General features: G+C 73.3%; 19 protein-coding genes. 3 read left to right on the plus strand and 16 right to left on the minus strand.

What is annotated here, in order from left to right; genetic code table 11:
- Positions 1-88: 88 nt before the first annotated feature.
- From ABTZ58_RS23230 to ABTZ58_RS23240, 3 genes are all read right to left on the minus strand, one after another.
- Entirely contained in the window at positions 89-664 is a 576-nt protein-coding gene (locus ABTZ58_RS23230; protein ID WP_351359803.1) for a TetR/AcrR family transcriptional regulator, read from the minus strand.
- Positions 665-748: 84 nt separating this feature from the next.
- Positions 749-1,786 carry a LacI family DNA-binding transcriptional regulator gene (locus ABTZ58_RS23235; RefSeq protein ID WP_351359806.1) on the minus strand — a complete coding sequence of 346 codons (1,038 nt, stop codon included), beginning with the start codon at positions 1,784-1,786 and terminating at the stop codon, positions 749-751.
- Between the two features lie 108 nt (positions 1,787-1,894).
- A complete protein-coding gene (locus tag ABTZ58_RS23240) occupies positions 1,895-2,299 on the minus strand; it encodes a VOC family protein (RefSeq protein WP_351359809.1) in 405 nt (134 codons plus the stop codon).
- Positions 2,300-2,584: 285 nt separating this feature from the next.
- Here ABTZ58_RS23240 and ABTZ58_RS23245 point away from each other — a divergent pair, with 285 nt between their 5' ends.
- Positions 2,585-3,100 (plus strand): DinB family protein, encoded by a 516-nt coding sequence (locus ABTZ58_RS23245; RefSeq protein WP_351359812.1) that lies wholly within the window; start codon positions 2,585-2,587, stop codon positions 3,098-3,100.
- 31 nt (positions 3,101-3,131) lie between these two features.
- Here ABTZ58_RS23245 and ABTZ58_RS23250 read toward each other — a convergent pair whose 3' ends face one another.
- The 4 genes from ABTZ58_RS23250 to ABTZ58_RS23265 form a co-directional block, all read right to left on the minus strand.
- Entirely contained in the window at positions 3,132-4,148 is a 1,017-nt protein-coding gene (locus tag ABTZ58_RS23250) for a 1-aminocyclopropane-1-carboxylate deaminase (protein WP_309095092.1), read from the minus strand.
- A gap of 29 nt (positions 4,149-4,177) precedes the next feature.
- Complete coding sequence (locus tag ABTZ58_RS23255) at positions 4,178-4,819, minus strand: GntR family transcriptional regulator (RefSeq protein ID WP_351359815.1); 642 nt, start codon at positions 4,817-4,819, stop codon at positions 4,178-4,180.
- 109 nt (positions 4,820-4,928) lie between these two features.
- Positions 4,929-6,371 carry an alkaline phosphatase PhoX gene (locus tag ABTZ58_RS23260; protein ID WP_351359818.1) on the minus strand — a complete coding sequence of 481 codons (1,443 nt, stop codon included), beginning with the start codon at positions 6,369-6,371 and terminating at the stop codon, positions 4,929-4,931.
- A 151-nt stretch (positions 6,372-6,522) separates the two neighbouring features.
- Positions 6,523-7,938 (minus strand): hypothetical protein, encoded by a 1,416-nt coding sequence (locus ABTZ58_RS23265; protein ID WP_351359821.1) that lies wholly within the window; start codon positions 7,936-7,938, stop codon positions 6,523-6,525.
- Positions 7,939-8,244: 306 nt separating this feature from the next.
- Between ABTZ58_RS23265 and ABTZ58_RS23270 the strand changes: the two genes are divergently transcribed.
- Positions 8,245-10,074 (plus strand): DUF8508 domain-containing protein, encoded by a 1,830-nt coding sequence (locus tag ABTZ58_RS23270; protein ID WP_351359824.1) that lies wholly within the window; start codon positions 8,245-8,247, stop codon positions 10,072-10,074.
- A 43-nt stretch (positions 10,075-10,117) separates the two neighbouring features.
- On the opposite strand, the gene ABTZ58_RS23275 is transcribed toward ABTZ58_RS23270, so the two are convergent.
- From ABTZ58_RS23275 to ABTZ58_RS23295, 5 genes are all read right to left on the minus strand, one after another.
- Positions 10,118-10,816 (minus strand): antibiotic biosynthesis monooxygenase, encoded by a 699-nt coding sequence (locus ABTZ58_RS23275; protein WP_351359827.1) that lies wholly within the window; start codon positions 10,814-10,816, stop codon positions 10,118-10,120.
- A 318-nt stretch (positions 10,817-11,134) separates the two neighbouring features.
- Positions 11,135-11,500 (minus strand): DUF3618 domain-containing protein, encoded by a 366-nt coding sequence (locus ABTZ58_RS23280; protein WP_351359830.1) that lies wholly within the window; start codon positions 11,498-11,500, stop codon positions 11,135-11,137.
- On the minus strand, positions 11,497-11,916 hold the full coding sequence (locus ABTZ58_RS23285) for a phage holin family protein (RefSeq protein ID WP_351359832.1): 420 nt from the start codon (positions 11,914-11,916) through the stop codon (positions 11,497-11,499). Before ABTZ58_RS23285 ends, ABTZ58_RS23280 begins: the two co-directional genes overlap by 4 nt.
- Before the next feature lie 63 nt (positions 11,917-11,979).
- Complete coding sequence (locus ABTZ58_RS23290; RefSeq protein ID WP_351359835.1) at positions 11,980-12,693, minus strand: hypothetical protein; 714 nt, start codon at positions 12,691-12,693, stop codon at positions 11,980-11,982.
- Positions 12,690-12,866 (minus strand): hypothetical protein, encoded by a 177-nt coding sequence (locus ABTZ58_RS23295; protein WP_351359838.1) that lies wholly within the window; start codon positions 12,864-12,866, stop codon positions 12,690-12,692. Before ABTZ58_RS23295 ends, ABTZ58_RS23290 begins: the two co-directional genes overlap by 4 nt.
- 152 nt (positions 12,867-13,018) lie before the next feature.
- On the opposite strand from ABTZ58_RS23295, the gene dapA reads away from it, so the two are divergent.
- The gene (dapA, locus tag ABTZ58_RS23300) at positions 13,019-13,915 is read left to right on the plus strand and encodes a 4-hydroxy-tetrahydrodipicolinate synthase (protein WP_351359841.1); all 897 of its coding nucleotides are present in this window, start codon (positions 13,019-13,021) and stop codon (positions 13,913-13,915) included.
- A 176-nt stretch (positions 13,916-14,091) separates the two neighbouring features.
- On the opposite strand, the gene ABTZ58_RS23305 is transcribed toward dapA, so the two are convergent.
- From ABTZ58_RS23305 to ABTZ58_RS23320, 4 genes are all read right to left on the minus strand, one after another.
- Complete coding sequence (locus ABTZ58_RS23305) at positions 14,092-14,322, minus strand: hypothetical protein (protein ID WP_351359844.1); 231 nt, start codon at positions 14,320-14,322, stop codon at positions 14,092-14,094.
- A 105-nt stretch (positions 14,323-14,427) separates the two neighbouring features.
- On the minus strand, positions 14,428-15,417 hold the full coding sequence (dapD, locus tag ABTZ58_RS23310; RefSeq protein ID WP_351359847.1) for a 2,3,4,5-tetrahydropyridine-2,6-dicarboxylate N-succinyltransferase: 990 nt from the start codon (positions 15,415-15,417) through the stop codon (positions 14,428-14,430).
- Between the two features lie 359 nt (positions 15,418-15,776).
- On the minus strand, positions 15,777-16,328 hold the full coding sequence (locus ABTZ58_RS23315) for a TetR/AcrR family transcriptional regulator (protein WP_351359850.1): 552 nt from the start codon (positions 16,326-16,328) through the stop codon (positions 15,777-15,779).
- Positions 16,328-16,648 carry a DMT family transporter gene (locus tag ABTZ58_RS23320; RefSeq protein ID WP_309095078.1) on the minus strand — a complete coding sequence of 107 codons (321 nt, stop codon included), beginning with the start codon at positions 16,646-16,648 and terminating at the stop codon, positions 16,328-16,330. The genes ABTZ58_RS23315 and ABTZ58_RS23320 overlap by 1 nt, the downstream gene beginning before the upstream one ends.
- Between the last annotated feature and the right edge of the window lie 17 nt (positions 16,649-16,665).

Consider the following 16,665-nt stretch of genomic DNA (forward strand, 5'->3'; position numbering starts at 1 on the left):
TCGTCCCCGGCCCCCGCCCCCGCCCCGAGGCTGTCCCCGGTTCTCCGGCTCCCCGGCTCCCCGGCTCCCCCGCTGCGGCGTCCTCCTGTCAGCGCCCCCGCGGCCGCAGCCCCTCCGTCAGCAGCGCGAGATACCGCCGGATGTGCCGCCCCTCCCCGTCGGCCAGTTCCGACGCCGTCGCGACCCCGTGGGCCAGCCGCAGCACGTCCATCGGCTGCACGTCCGCCCGCAGCGTGCCCTCCTCCCGCGCCGCGCGGACCAGCCGCCCCGCCGCGCTCCGCACCGAGTCGCCGCAGGCCGTGGCCCCCGCCGGGCCGCCCTCGGTGACGGCCGGGCCGAGGAGCGCCTTCAGGCCCCGCATGCGGATCATCCCGGTGCCCAGTTCGTGCAGCCACTCCAGCAGCGCCTCGCCCGGCGGCAGTTGGGCGGCGAGCGCGTCGGCCCGGGCCGCGAGCGTCTCGATCCGGTCCAGGTACGCGGCCTCCAGCAGGGCGTGCCGTGTCGGGAAGTGCCGGTACAGCGTCCCGGAGCCGACCCCGGCCCGCTTGGCGATGTCGTCGAGCGACGCCCCTTCCCCGTGCTCGGCGAACGCCTCCGCGGCCACCCGCAGCAACCGCTCGTGATTACGCCGGGCATCCGCCCGCATGGGCCTGACCTGCGCCACGCGACCACTCCTCACCAGCCGGGGACTCTCCGCGCACCCTACCGAGACCGAGCGGCGGCACGGCCCGGTCCGCGGGGCGGCGGCTCAGGCGGACGCGCGCACCAGGAGCTCGGGGGTCACCCAGGCGTCCGCTCCGCGCAAGGGCTCCTCGCCCGCGCGCAGCCGGGCCACCTGCTCCACGGCCAGCCGGCCCAGCCGCCGCTTGTCGATGTGCAGCGTGGTCAGGGCGGGTTCGACCAGTTCGCCCAGGGAGAGGCCGTCGAAGCCCAGCACGGCCAGCTCGTCCGGAACCCGGCGGCCGTGGCGGCGGGCGGTGCGCATCGCGCCGACGGCGATCAGGTCGTTGAAGCCGAGGACGGCCGTGATCCCGGGCCGTGCCCGCAGCAGCCGTTCCATGCCGGCCTCGCCGCCGGTCACGCTGTGCTCGGGGCAGATGACGACCCAGTCCTCGTCGACGGGCAGGCCGAGCCGACGGGCCCGCTCCAGGAAGGCCTGCCGACGGGGGCCGGGCCCGTGCACGCCGTCCAGCATGCCGATCCTGCGGTGGCCCTGGCGGTAGAGGTGGTCCATGCCCTGTGCGACGCCGGCCGCGGCGTCGATGCCGGCGGCCGCGAACCGGGTCTGCTGCGGGCCGCGCTCCAGCAGCACCAGAGGGACACCCCCGAGGTGCCGGGTCAGCACGTCGTCGGAGTCCTTGAAATAGCCCACGACGGCGTCCGCCTGGTGGGAGAGCACGTCGAGCGCCTGCCGTTCCCGGGCCCGGTCGATCCGCGAGTCCCACACCACGACCTGCCAGCCGCGCTGTTCGGCGGCCTCCAGCACCCCGGCGGCGACCTCCGGGAAGAACGGGTTGCGCAGGTCCGGGATGACCAGGCCGGCCGTCACCGCGCCCTTTTGGACGAGCCCGCGCGCGAACCGGCTCGGCCGGTAGTCGAGGAGCCGCACCGCCTCCAGGACCCGCTCCTTGGTGACCGGGTCGATCTCACCCTTGTCGTTGACCGCCCGGGAGACCGTCTGGCGTGACACCCCGGCCAGGCGGGCGACGTCGTGGATCGTGGCCCGGCGCCGCGTACCGTCGGGCCGCTCGGCTCCCGGCTCCGCGCGCTGATCGTCCGTCCACACGCCCAGCACCTTATCCGGCGGCGGGCGCGGCCCGGCAGGACGGCCGGTCGGCCCCCGGCCCCGCCGGCGCGGGGCCGGCCGGTGCCGGGCGGGGCGGCCGTGGGCGCGTCAGTCGCCGAGCTCGGTGAACAGCGTCAGCTGCAGGGCGGCCGGCGCTTCGAGCCGGGCGTTCAAAGAGTTCCAGGGGGTGCGGGTCGGCTCCGCGATCACCTCGGCGCCGGCTGCGGCGAGCCTGGCGGTGGTGGCGGCGGAGTCGTCCACCTGGAAGGCGACCCGGACGTGCCCGGCCACCCGCCGTCCCACCTCGACCTCGTCGATGAACGCGGCGTGGTTCGGATCGGTCAGCTCCAGGGTGGCCCGTCCGGCCTCCAGGATCGTCACCCGCCCGTCCTCGGAGGCGAAGGCGCCCCGCTCGGGCAGACCGAGCACGTCCCGGTAGAAGTGCAGCGCGGCGTCGTAGTCGTCGGCGGTCACGACCAGGCGGAGTTCCCGGACGGCTGGTTCGTCGGTCATGGCGGCTCCTCGTTGACGTCGGATCACCGCTGACAACCGGCCCACCGACCGCTTGATTCCCCGCCCGGGCAGCACGGCGCACCCGTCACGGACTGTCGGGGCCACACCCGGCGCACCCGTCACGGACTGTCGGGGCCACACCCGGCGCACCCGTCACGGACTGTCGGGGCCACACCCGACGCGCTCCGCCCGGACGGGCTCCGGCCACCCCCTACGCGCGGTTCAGCCCCGCGGCTGCGAAAACCCGGCGACAGGCCGGGCCGTGGCGCGCTAACGTCCGCCGGCATGGCCCCTTCACTCGACCGTCCCCCCTTCCAGGCCGACGAGCGCACCGCGCTCATCGGCTGGCTGGACCTGCAACGCCGGATCCTGCGCTGGAAGTGCGAGGGCCTCAGCGAGGCGGACGCGCACCGCTCCGTCGTCCCGACCTCGCCGATGATGACGATGGCCGGGCTGGTCAGCCATATGCGGTGGGTCGAGCACACCTGGCTGGAGGTGCTGTTCCTCGGCGGCGACGAGACGCAAAACCCGTCCTTCGACGAGACGGACGAGGACGCCGACTGGCGCACCGACGGCGTCACGTTGCGACAGGTGCTCGCGGAGTACGAGGCGCAGTGCGTCCGGAGCGACGAGATCGTGGCCGCGGCGTCCCTGGACGACGTCGGCCGCCACCCCGGGTACCGCTCCGCCAAGGCCAACCTCCGCTGGATGCTCATCCATCTCGTCGAGGAGACGGGACGGCACGCCGGGCACGCGGACATCGTGCGGGAGCTGCTGGACGGGACGAAGGGGTACTACTAGGCGGTGCCCGCACCGGGCGCCGCGCGGCCTGCTAGAACAGCGCGCTGTAGGCGTTCAGCGCGGGCTGCCCGCCCAGGTGGGCGTAGAGCACCGTGGAGTCCCGGCCGATCTCGCCCCGGGAGACCAGGTCGATCATCCCGGCCATCGACTTGCCCTCGTAGACCGGGTCGGTGACCATCCCCTCCGTGCGGGCCGCGAGGCGCATGGCCGCCAGGGTGGTCTCGTCGGGAACACCGTACGTGCCCGCGTGGTACCGCTCGTCGAGCTCGACGTCCGCCTCGGTCAACTCCCGTTCGACGCCGATGAGCTGCCCGGTGCGGTGGGCGATGCGGGCGATCTGGGTCCGGGTGGCGGCCGGTTTCGCCGAGGCGTCGACGCCGAGCACGCGCCGGGGCCGCCCGCCCGCCTCCTCCAGCGCGGCGAACCCGGCGACCATGCCGGCCTGGGTCGACCCGGTCACCGAGCACACCACAACGGTGTCGAAGAAGACACCCAGCTCCCGTTCCTGCCGCACCACTTCGTGCGCCCAGGCGGCGAAGCCGAGACCGCCGAGCGGATGGTCGGAGGCCCCGGCCGGGATGGCGTACGGCTTGCCGCCCGACTCCTCGACCTCCCTGAGGGCCTGCTCCCAGCTCTCCTTGAACCCGATCCCGAACCCGGCCCGCACCAGCCGGACGTCGGCCCCGGCGAGACGGCTGATCAGGATGTTGCCGACCTTGTCGTACACGGCGTCCGGCCAGTCCACCCAGCTCTCCTGCACCAGCACGCACTTGAGCCCGGCCCGGGCGGCGACGGCGGCGACCTGGCGGGTGTGGTTGGACTGCACGCCGCCGATCGACACGAGCGTGTCGCAGCCCTGGGCGAGGGCGTCGGCGACCAGGTACTCCAGCTTGCGGGTCTTGTTCCCGCCGTAGGCGATGCCGGAGTTGCAGTCCTCCCGCTTCGCCCAGAGGGAGGCGCCGCCGAGGTGCGCGGTCAGGCGCTCCAGGGGGTGGACGGGCGAGGGCCCGAAGAGCAGCGGGTAACGCTCGTACGAGGACAGGGGCATGGGTCCCTCCGGGTGGGTGTCGGTCCGCCTCAGTCGGCGAGCTCTTCGAGGCTCCGCCAGATGTCCGCGGTGACGCGGACCGCCCCGGCCGCGTCACCGGCCGCGCAGGCGTCGATCAGCCGCTCGTGCAGCCCGGCCGAGCGGCAGCTGCCGCCCTCGCCGAAGCGGCGGCGCTCCAGCCGGCGGATGAGAGGGGTGTAGCGGGCGATCGTGGCGGCGGCCGCGCGGTTGCCGCTCGCCCGGACGAGGACCTCGTGCAGTTCGTCGTCGGCACGCAGGGCCGCGTCCACGTCCCCGGCGCGCACGGCCGCGGCGAACCGCTCGTTGGCGGCGCGCATCACGGCGAGGTCCGCGTCGGCGAGCCGGGGCACGGCGACCCGGGTCACCAGCTCGTGCAGGGCGCCGACCACCGCGGCGGCGTCCCGGACGTCGGCGGCCACGAGCGGGGTCACCCGGGTGTAGCTCTGCGGCTTGCTCTCCAGCAGCCCTTCGTCCACGAGCCGGGAGAACGCCTCCCTGACCGGCGCCCGGGACAGCCCGAGCCGCTCGGCGAGGTCGGCGTCGCGCACCACCGCGCCGGGTTCGATCTCCCCGGCCACGATGGCGTCCCGGATCGCCGCGTAGGCCCGGTCCCTGAGCAGGGTGCGGGGCACGGGCCGGATGGCTTCCATGAACTGAAATGTTAGATGTCAGTGCTCCGCCGAACAAGGGCGCCGTATGCCCAGCGCCGGGCATGCGTCGCGTCCGTACGGACTCACCGGCAGGAGCGAACCGGTTCCGCTACCGCTTCTGCCGCTTCCACGGCCCGGTGATGGCGAGCAGGATCCCGGGCGTCTGGATGCTCGCGAAGAGGGTCCGGCCGTCGGGCGAGAAGGTGACGCCGGCGAACTCGCTGTACTCCGGTTCCCCGGGGGTGCCGATGTTCAGCTCGTTGCGGGCGATCGGGTACGTGCGTCCGCTGTCGGTCGCTCCGAACAGGTGCTGCACGCCCTCGCCGTCCTCGGCGATGACGAGCCCGCCGTACGGGGAGACGGTGATGTTGTCGGGGCCGTCGAAGGCGCCGTCGCGGGACGGGTCGGGGTCCACGCCCAGCAGGACCTTCAGCGTCAGCGTCCGGCGCCTGGGGTCGTAGAACCAGACCTGCCCCTCGTGCCGGACCGGGCTCTCCTCACGGGCGTAGGAGGAGACGAGATAGGCGCCGCCGTCTCCCCACCACATGCCCTCCAGCTTGCGGGCGCGGGTGACCTCGCCGGCGCCGAACTGCTTGCGCACGGGGGTGGCGCGGGCGTCGCGGTCGGGTACGTCCACCCAGTCGACGCCGTAGACGGTGCCGATCCGCGTGGCGCGGGACAGGTCGTCGACGAACCGGCCGCCGGAGCCGTAGCACTTGGGCGCCTGGAGGACCCCGGCGTCGTCGGCGAGCGCGCGGAACCTCCCGGGGCCGTGGGCGAAGCCCTGGGGCGGGCTCCAGCGGAAGAACAGGCCGTTGGGGTTCGCGGCGTCCTCGGTGAGGTAGGCGTGGCCGCGCCTGGGGTCGATGACGACGGCCTCGTGGTCGTAGCGGCCGAAGAACTTCAGCGGCTTGGGGTCGCGGTTGGCGCGCCGGTCGACGGGGTCGACCTCGAAGACGTAGCCGTGGTCCCTGGTCATGCCGTTGGTGCCGGCCCGGTCGGAGTTCTCCTCGCAGGTGAGCCAGGTGCCCCACGGGGTGCGGCCGCCCGCGCAGTTGGTGGAGGTGCCGGCGATGCCCACCCATTCGGCGACCCGTCCGTCGGGGCGGATCTCGACGACCGTGCAGCCTCCGGAGGCGGCGGGGTCGTAGACCAGGCCCTCGGTGAGCGGGACCGGGTGGGCCCAGTTGGCGCGGGGGCCCTTCAGCTCATGGTTGTTGACGAGCAGGGTGGTGCCGCGCGGGCCGTCGAAGGCGGCGGTGCCGTCGTGGTTGGACGGCGTGAACTCACCCGACTCCAGCCTCGTCCTGCCGCTGTACGTGATGATCCGGTACGAGAACCCGGCGGGCAGGGCGAGGATGCCCCGGGGGTCGGGCACGAGCGGCCCGTAGCCGGCCCCGTGCCGGGCGTCCGCCGCGCCCTCCGCGCCGTCGGTGTCGTAGGACGCGAGGGCGTTCGGCGCGGTGGCGAGGGCGCCGACGCTGCCGGCCAGCGCGACACCGGCACCGGTGATCGCGGAGGTTCTGGCGAAGTCCCTGCGGGTGAGCGACATGGTGTCTCCTGTGACGGGATGCCGTGGAGGGTGGCGAACCTCGTTCGCCGACACCGTCCCGCTCACACGTGAACGAGGGCTGAACAGCACCCCGGGGGCGCGGGGAACGGCGCGACAAGCCACGACGGCGCCGCACCCGCGGCCCCGGGGGTCAGCCGCCCTGCTGCGACCGCGCCTTGAACGCGGCCTTGCGCGCTTCCTTCGCCACCTTCTTGTCGGGATGCAGCCGCCCCATCGCCTCCAGCACATCGGCGGTGGCAGGGTGATCGACCCGCCACACCGCCGCGAAGAACCCGCTGTGCCGCTGCGCCAGCCCTTCGACCAGCGCCCGCAGTTCCTCGGAGTTCCCCTCCGCCGCCAGTTGCGCGGCCACCGTGTCGATGGTCAGCCAGTACACCATCGCCTCGGTCGGCGCGGGCACGTCCGCCGCGCCCTGCTCGGTCAGCCACACCCGGGCGAGCCCGCCCAGCTCGGCGTCGTCGAGCACCTCGCGCAGCGCCGGCTCGGCCGCCGGGCCCACCAGCGACAGGGCCTGCTGGCACCGCAGTCGGCGCAGCGGCGCCCCGGCGTCGGAGCCGCGGGCCGCCGCCAGCAGCTCCCGTGCCGCCGTGAGCGCTTCGCGCCGCTGCAGCCACTGCTCGGTCTCGGCCTGCGCCGCGGCCGGCGGAAACGCCGCCGTGCCGTCGAGCAGCGCGTCGGCCCCCTTGTCCGCGAGGTCCCCGACGGCCGGTGCCCCGAACCCGGCCTCCAGCAGCCGCGCCCGCATCCCGTACAGGCCGAGCGGGGTGAGCCGGACCATGCCGTACCGGGCAACGTCGGTGTCGTCCACGGGCCCGGCGGGCTCCTCGTCGGCGTCGATCATGAGCGCCTCGTCGACGGGCTGGTACTCCACGAGGCCCACCGGCTCCAGCATCCGGAACTGGTCGTCCAGGCGCATCATCGCGTCGGAGACCCGCTCCAGGACGTCGTTGGTGGGCTCGCCCATGTCGCCGGGCACGAGCACCGAGGCGGCCAGCGCCGGCAGCGGCACCGGAGCCCCGCCGGACGCGTCGCCGGCGGTCAGCAGGTAGAGGTTGCCGAGCACCCCGTCGAGGAACTCGGCCTCGGCCTCCGGGTCCCAGTCGAGGGCGGAGAGGTCGACCTCGCCGTCCGCGTCCAGCAGTCCGTCGAGGTCGGGCACGCTCGCGTCGGCGAGCACGGTCTCCAGGGCCGCGAGCCACACGGCCAGCACGTCCTGCGGCGAGCCGCCGGTGAGCAGCGCGAGGTCCTCGCCCGCGCGGACGGTGCCCTCCTCCTCGTCGACGACCTCGACGAGCCCGGCGTCCACGGCCACCCGCCACGCCTCACTGGCGTCGGCGGCGGCGTCGTCCCCGCTCAGCCCGAGCAACTCGGCGGCGGCGGGCAACTGCTCGTCGACGAGCCCTCCCCCGGCGTCCACGCGGGTGTCCGGCCCGGCCCAGCGGGCGAGCCGGGCGGCCCGGGACAGCAAGGGTGTGGACAGCGCGTCGCGCGCCAGCTCCGCTTCGGGGTGCAGCCGCACCGGCGGCAGGGGGGAGCTGTCTGACATCGGCTTGTTTCTCCTAGCGCGCCTCAGGTGACTCAGCCGCTCAGCCTAGACGGATTTCCACCCATGCCGCCCGCTTCATCTCCCCGTCGGCTGCCGTACATGGCCGAAACCTTGACAAGTGACATGGACAGGCTGGAGATTGACGCGCGTAGAAGTCGGCGGACACTTGTTCACCGGACCTGCCCCACCAGCCATCCCGGCCACCGTCGTCTACGCGCGTCATACCGCCCGCCCCACAGGTAGCGGCAGACAGTCCGAGCACCACCCTCGTCCCGGCGCCCTGTCACGTCCCCGGAGGGAATCCCGTTGCCGAGCAAGTCCTCCGCGCGCCTCGCCGCGCTCACCGTCGCCGCCGCGTGCTCCGCGGCCTCCACGATCGTCCTCACCACCCCCGCACACGCCGAGTCGGTCCGCGTCCACGACATCCAGGGCAACACCCGGACGTCCCCGTACGCCGGCCGGCAGGTCACCGACGTGACCGGAATCGTCACCGGCGTCCGCACCTACGGCTCCTCCCGCGGCTTCTGGATCCAGGACCCGAGCCCGGACGCCGACCCGGCGACCAGTGAGGGTGTCTTCGTCTTCACCAGCTCCACCCCGAAGGGCGTCGCCGTCGGCGACGCCGTCAAGGTCAGCGGCACCGTCTCGGAGTTCGTCCCCGGCGGCACCGGCTCCGGCAACCAGGCCCTGACGGAGATCACCAAGCCGACGACCACGGTCCTGTCCAGCGGCAACGAACTGCCCGCCGCCACACCCGTCACGGCCCGGTCGGTCCCCGCCGCCTACACCCCCACGGGCGACACCGCGGCGAACGGCTCGATCAACGCCCTCCCCCTCCAGCCCGCGACGTACGCCCTGGACTACTACGAGTCCCTGGAGGGCATGACCGTCGAGGTCGCCGACGCCCGCGTGGTCGGCGCCACCGACCCGTACACCGAGCTCTGGGTGACGGTGAAACCGCACGAGAACCGCACCGGCCACGGCGGTACGGTCTACGGCTCCTACGACGCCCAGAACACGGGCCGCCTGCAGATCCAGTCCCTCGGCTCGACGGCGGACTTCCCGAAGGCGAACGTCGGCGACACCCTCACGGGCACCACCGAAGGCCCCCTGGACTACAACCAGTTCGGCGGCTACACCCTGGTCGCGAGCGAACTCGGCACGCTGAAGAGCGCCGGTCTGCAGCGCGAGACCACCCGCAAGCAGCGCTCCTCGGAACTGGCCGTCGCGACCTACAACGTCGAGAACCTCGACCCGACGGACGACACGTTCGCCGCGCACGCCTCCGCGATCGTGAACAACCTGCAGTCGCCGGACATCGTGTCCCTGGAGGAGATCCAGGACAACAACGGCGCGAAGAACGACGGCACGGTCGCGGCCGACCAGACGCTGACGAAGCTGATCGACGCGATCGTCGCGGCCGGCGGCCCCCGCTACGACTGGCGCTCGATCGACCCGTCCGACGGCACCGACGGCGGTGAGCCCGGCGGCAACATCCGCCAGGCGTTCCTGTTCAACCCGGAGCGCGTCTCCTTCGCGGACCGCCCGGGCGGTGACGCCACGACGGCCACCGGTGTGACGAGGATCCGCGGCAAGGCGCACCTGACGCTCAGCCCCGGCCGCGTCGCCCCCGCCGACGAGGCGTGGAAGAACAGCCGCAAGCCCCTGGCCGGCGAGTTCGTCTTCCGCGGCCGCACGGTCTTCGTGATCGCCAACCACTTCAACTCCAAGGGCGGCGACCAGGGCCTGACCTCCCAGTACCAGCCGCCGTCCCGCAGCTCCGAGACGCAGCGTCACCAGCAGGCCACCCTGGTCAACGCCTTCGTCAAGGACATCCTCGACACCCAGAAGAACGCGGACGTCGTCACGCTCGGCGACATCAACGACTTCGAGTTCTCCCGGACCACCGAGCTCCTGGAGGGCCGGGGCGAACTCTGGTCGGCGATCAAGTCCCTGCCGCGGGGCGAGCGTTATTCGTACGTCTACCAGGGCAACAGCCAGGTCCTCGACCAGATCCTGATCAGCCCGTCGATCCGCCGCGGCTGCGACTTCGAGTACGACAGCGTGCACGTCAACGCGGAGTTCCACGACCAGATCAGCGACCACGACCCGCAGGTCCTGCGGTTCCGCCCCTGACAGGGCGAGGGCCGGCCGAACACGGCGTTCGGCCGGCCCGCCCTCAGGGCACCAGCCCGAGGACGTGGTCGTACCGCCGGACGGAGCCGCTCTCCAGCAGGCCCGGCCAGTTCTGCACCCGCTTCCACCGCTCGGTCGCCGAGCCGACCCCGTCCCCCGGTGCGGCCAGGGCGTCGATGTGTGCCTGGGCGCTTTCCCACTCGGCGTAGTTGAGCACGCGGGTGCCGTCCGTACTGAGGTGGAAGTGGGCGGAGATCCCACCGGGATGCTGTTCCGGATCGCTCTCCAGGGCCTCGAACACCGCGTCGACCCAGGCGCGCTGCCGCTCCGCGTCGGGCCCGTCGAACCGGACGTCGACGATCACGACACATCCCGGGACGGCCCCACCCTCCCGCCGGGCACTGCGGTAGCGCCGGTACCGCCCGAGCCACACCCGCTCGATCCCCGGCACGGCCGTGTCGATCTCGTCGACGCGCTCCTGCCGGTGGGTCTTCACGAACGCCTCGTAGGCCTGCTCGCTGCGCCACTGCGAGTAGTGCAGCAGGGTGTCCCCGTCGTGCCCGGCGTACACGTGGTACCCCAGCAGGTCCCCGGCCGGCCAGGGCCGCCGCTCCCACGCCCGCGCGATCGCGTCCACGGTCTGCCGCTGCCGCTCGGGGGTCCCGACCCGCCAGGTGCTGAAGAAGGGAGCACCGATCCGGGGGTCGGTGAGATCCGGGTGCCGTTCGGTCCGCCGGGCCATGAGAACACTCCAGTCGTGTAGGCCGATCGCTACGCCCTCACCTTCCGGCCTCAACCGAACTTGAGGTCAAGTGGGTCCGGCGGAAGCCGAGACGGCCCGCAGCCGCCGACGCACGGAAGGGGCCGTGCCGGGGGTGTCCGCCCGCAGCGGTTGGCGCGTCAACGGGGAGTCGGTCGGCACGCAACTCGATCGCGCCGTTGTGAGGACGGACACCCCCCGGCGCGGCCCCGGCCCACCCCCGGCGCGCAGGCGCACGCGTGCGCACCCACGCGAAGAGACGAAGACACGCCGCACCGGGGAGAGACGAGGACCGGGCCCTCACCGATGCCCGTGAGCGACCTTCCACCGCACGACCCCGACCGCCACCACGACCCCCGCCGCCCCGGCCATCAGCACCGGCTTGGGATGCCGCATCCCGGCCTGCACCACGGTCCGCACCGGCCGGGGCCCCACCTGCGCGGCCCGCTCCTGCACGGAGTGCCCCGCCTGCGCCGCGGTGCTGCGCAACTGCACGGTCATCGCCCCGGCCTTGTCCCGGAGGTCGGCGGCCCGTGTCAGCGCACGCCCCTTCACATCGGCCTTCCCGGCCAACTCCTCCACCGTGTTCCCGAGTTCACCGCGCGTCCGCTCGATATGACGCCGCAGCTCGTCGGGCCCCTTCGCCCCACCCGTCGGCTCCGTCATCGGTGCGCCCTTTCCCTGATCTCCTCGACATCCGCCTTCACGCTGTCGATCGTCCGCTCAGGCGTGGGCGGCGCGGCCCGCCTCAGCTGCCCACGGCCCATCGCGGCCAGCACCGCCGCGATCACGAACAGCACTCCCGTCACGATCAGCGCGGCGGCCCACACGGGCAGCACCAGCGAGAGCGCGGCGGTACCCGTCCCGGCCAGCGCGAGGAACCCGGCGTAGGCGACGGCACCCGCGGCACCGAGCAGTCCGCCACCACGCCCCGCCCGCCGCCCCTTCTCGGCCAGCTCCTCCTTCGCCAGCGCCACTTCCTGCCGCACGAGCCGAGAAAGCTGTTCCGCTGCCTGCCCGACGAGTTCGCCCACGGAGTGGTGCTCGTCGCGCACGGCCCGACGATCCATCGTCCCGGTCACGGTTCCGCCTCCTCTCGAACTCCTCTCGAAGTAGGAACCCCCGAGTACCCGTCCCCCCTGCGGCTACCCCTGCGGACCGGCCGAGTCCCCCCGCTGCCCGAGCCGTGCCAGCTGCGTCTGGAACCAGTCGAGCCGCGCCTGCAACAGCGCGGCCTCCGCCACGAGTTCGGGCACGCCCAGCCCGTCCGCCGCCTCGATCCCGGCCGGCACCGTACCCGCGCCCCCACCGCCGGGCGCGCTACCACCCGCGCCGACGACACGCACCCCGTGACCCGCCAGCCGGGCGAACCGGCCGAGCGACACCGAGGCCCGCCCCCGCGCACACGCCGCGCACGCGGGTGCCAGCCCTCGCCACCCGACCCGCCCCCACCCGGCATCGGCCAGCACCCGCGCGCCCGCCCCGCAGCCGCACATCCCCACCGTCACCACCCGCACCCGTTGCCGCGCATACCGGAACCCCCGCTCGAAGCGGATGTAGGCCCCGAGGACGGACACCTCCAGCAGCACGGCGGCCCGGTGCTCGGCGGTGCACAGCAGCGCCTCAGCGGCGGACCGGTCGTGCACGCAGTGGAAGCCGCAGTCGCAGCGGCGGTGCGGCGCCCGGTGTCGCAGCCCGTACACACAGGCCGCCTCGGCCACCACGCCGTACGGCAGCGCACCGCCCAGCGACACACCGGTGAACCCGGCCCGGGCGCCGTCCTGGGACAGCACCGGATGAGCGATCTTGTATCCGGTCGGCGGCTCCGTCGGACGCTCCGAGGGAAGCCGCAGCCTCATCGGACGACCGGAACCTCTTCGACCACGGCAGCCTCGCGGACCTCGACGCCCTCGGCGGTCCCGTCCGCCCGCAGCTGCTCCAGGTCCCGGCCGGCCCTCTGGTCGGAGCCCTCGCCCCGCCCCTCCGGCTGCTCCTCCGCGATCCCCGTGGCCAGTGCCTTGCCGAGCTTCATGACGCCTCCCAGGACATCCGTCGCCGACCGTCCTGGCCATGGTGACGCATCGACACCCGGCTGGGAAGAACACCTTCCATCAAGCAAGCCTTAACGATAAGCGGTAACAAAACTAAGTAGAGCTACACGATGATTCCGCCGACACTACTCTCATGACCCCACCGCGCACGCCCCCCTTCGGCCGCACGCTCTGCGCCATGATCACCCCGTTCACCGACTCCGGCGCCCTGGACCTGGACGGCGCCCGGCAGCTCGCCGCCCACCTGGTCGCGAGCGGCTGTGACGGCCTCGTCCTCTCCGGCACGACGGGCGAGTCCCCCACCACCACGGACGCCGAGAAGTCCGCCCTGATCAGCGCCGTCCGCGAGGCCGTGGCCGGCAGCGCGACGATCGTCGCGGGCATCGGCACCGCCGACACCCGCCACACCGCCGAACTGGCCCGGGAGGCCGAGAAGGCTGGCGCGGACGGCCTGCTGGTGGTGGCGCCGTACTACAGCCGGCCCCCGCAGGACGCCGTCGAAGCCCACTTCCGCGAGATCGCCGACACCACCGGACTCCCGCTGATGCTCTACGACATCCCGGCCCGCACCGGCATCCGCGTCGAAGCCGAAACGCTCCTCCGCCTCGCGGACCATCCCCGGATCGTCGCCGTCAAGGACTGCTCCGCCGACTTCCTGGCCGCGCAGAAGGTCCTGGCCCGCACGGACCTGGCGTACTACGCGGGCTGCGACGAACACGACCTCGCGCTGTACGCCGTGGGCGGCGCGGGCTACGTCAGCACGGTCGCCAACGTGATCCCGCGCCACCTGCGAGCCGTGCTGGACGCCTTCGACGCGGGTGACACGGAACAGGCCGCCCGCCTCCAGCAGCAGGCCACCCCCCTCATCGAGGCGATGATGTCGGCGGGCCTGCCGGGGGCCGTGACCGCCAAGTCACTGCTCACCGCACTGCGCCTCCCCGCGGGCCCGGTCCGCGCACCCCTGCGGCCCGCCGACCGCACCACGGCCGACGGCCTGCTCTCGCTCCACAGGGACCTGATCAGCGCGTGATCACCGCTCGCCCCCTCGCTCTCCCCCGGGCGGGCCCGTGCCCGCACCCCGTACTCCCTGTGACGCGTGCGGGGGCGTCGCGCCGTGCCACCCGCGCGAAGAGAGAAGGGACGGCCCGTGCCGCAGGCGTCTGCGACACGGCCGTCCCGTCGGTGCGAGGCCGGTGCCTCCCGGTCTCAGTTCCAGGCGTACCCGTCCCCGAGGAGCAGCGTGTGCTCCAGCACGTCCTCCGCCGGGTCGTCGATCTGCCCGACGTTGACGTTGACCAGACCGACCCGGTGGCCGTTGTGCGAGTCCTTGTTGGTCTCGTCGGCGTGCGCGGCACCCGCCGGCAGCCAGGACACCGCCAGCACTGCGACGGTCCCCACCACCGAGCGCACCGCGCCCCGCCCCCGCTCGTTCCTCATACCCCGGTCCTCGTTTCGTCGGTTCGGCTTCTGATCGGACTCTGCGTCCACCCATTCATCTGCCGAAACGACCACAAGGTCACGCCGGGTACCTCGTACGGGTCGTCAGTTGTGGCTGTGCAGGATCTCGTTCAGGCCGCCCCACACCGCGTTGTTCGGCCGGGCCTCGACGGTGCCGGTGACCGAGTTGCGGCGGAAGAGGATGTTGGAGGCGCCGGACAGCTCGCGGGCCTTGACGATCTGGCCGTCGGGCATGGTGACACGGGTGCCGGCGGTGATGTACAGGCCGGCCTCGACGACGCACTCGTCGCCGAGCACGATGCCGACGCCCGCCTCGGCGCCGACCAGGCACCGCTCGCCGATGGAGATGATCACGTTGCCGCCGCCGGACAGCGTGCCCATGGTCGACGCGCCGCCACCGATGTCGGAGCCGTCGCCGACCACGACACCCGCCGAGATACGGCCCTCGACCATCGACGTGCCGAGCGTGCCGGCGTTGAAGTTGACGAAACCCTCGTGCATGACGGTGGTGCCCTCGGCGAGGTGCGCGCCGAGCCGGACCCGGTCGGCGTCGGCGATGCGGACGCCCTTGGGGGCCACGTAGTCGGTCATGCGGGGGAACTTGTCCACGGAGGTCACCTGGAGGTGCAGGCCCTCGGCACGGGCGTTCAGCCGGACCTTCTCCAGGTCGTCGACGGCGACCGGGCCCAGCGAGGTCCAGGCGACGTTGGCGAGGTGGCCGAAGACGCCCTCCAGGTTCTGGCCGTGCGGCTTGACCAGGCGGTGGGAGAGCAGGTGCAGGCGCAGGTAGGTGTCGTGCGCGTCGATCGGCTTCTCGTCGAGCGAGGCGATGACCGTGCGGACCGCGACCACTTCGACGCCCCGGCGGGCGTCCGGGCCGATCGCCGCGGTGGCGCCACCGCCGAGCAGCTCCGCGGCACGCTCGGCGGACAGCCGCTCGGTGCCGGACGGGCCGGGCGCGTCGGCCAGCTCGGGCGCGGGGAACCAGGTGTCGAGTACGGTGCCGTCGGCGGCGATCGTGGCGAGGCCGGCGGCCACGGCGCCGGTGGTGCGAGGAGCAGTCGTGTCGGTCATGAGGGCAACCTAACCGGCGGACACGGGTCGATGCGAACCGGTGCCCGCACGTCTCACGAGCCGGTCGCCGTCGCCCAGCCCAAGCCCCCCCCTCAACAGCCCGGACACCCCACCGGCACGCCTCTTTCCGACGGACACCGCACCGGCCGGGGCCCGTCGCCCGTCCCCCTGCGAACGCCGGCCGCCGAACGCCCGCCCACGAAGGCCCGCCCTCGAAACACCGGGCCCCGGCCGCCCGCCCATGAGACACCCGCCCCGGACTCCCCGCCCCCGAACGCCGAGCCCACGAACGCCCGCCCTCGAAACACCCGCCCCGAACGCCCAGCTCATGAGACGCCCGCCCAGGAACGCCCCCCTCACTACTCCCGGGACGCCCCCGCCAGCACCCGCCCCAGCACCTCCCGCGCGTACGCCTCGTCGTACGGCGCCCCGGTCAGCAGCACCTGGAGGCAGATCCCGTCGACGACCGCCACCAGGGCCCGCGCGGTGACGGGATCCATGTGCCGGGACAGCTGCTCGGCGACGCCCTCGGCCCACTCGGCGGCGACGGGACGCAGGGCGGGCCGGCGCAGCGCGGCCAGGTACAGCTCGTACTCCAGCTCCACTCCCGTGCGGTCACCGGAGAGCCACTGCCCGATCCAGCCGGCGAGAGCGGCGGCCGGGTCGGTCCAGGGGTCGTCCATGTCACCGCACGAGGCGATCACCTTGGCGAAGCCCTCGTTGGTCTGCCGCAGTGCGGCGACCAGCAGTTCGTCGAGGGTCTTGAAGTGGTAGGTCGTGGAACCGAGCGGCACGTCGGCCTCGGCGGCCGCGGTGCGGTGGCTCAGCCCGGCGATGCCCTTCGAGCCGACGACCCGGATCGCCGCGTCGATGATCCGCTGCCGGCGCTCGGGGTCGTGCCGCCGGGGCATCAGTGCGCACCTCCCAGGTTCAGCACGACGACGCCGAGGATGATCAGCGCGATACCGGCGGCCTTGGCGACGGTCATCCCCTCCCCCAGGAGGACGATGCCGATCGTGGCGATGGCGGCGGTGCCGACCCCGGCCCAGATGGCGTAGGCCGTGCCGACGGAGACGGTCTTCAGCGTCTGCGCGAGCAGCGCGAAGGAGACCACGTATCCGAGGAGCGTGAGCAGGGAGGGCCCGATCTTGCTGAACCCGTCGCTGTACTTCATGGCGGTGGTCGCGGCCACCTCGGCGATGATGGCGCCGGCCAGCAGCAGATAACCCATGTGTACGACCGTACACA

It is taken from the genome of Streptomyces sp. NPDC094143, from assembly GCF_040303825.1.
Lineage (GTDB): Bacteria > Actinomycetota > Actinomycetes > Streptomycetales > Streptomycetaceae > Streptomyces.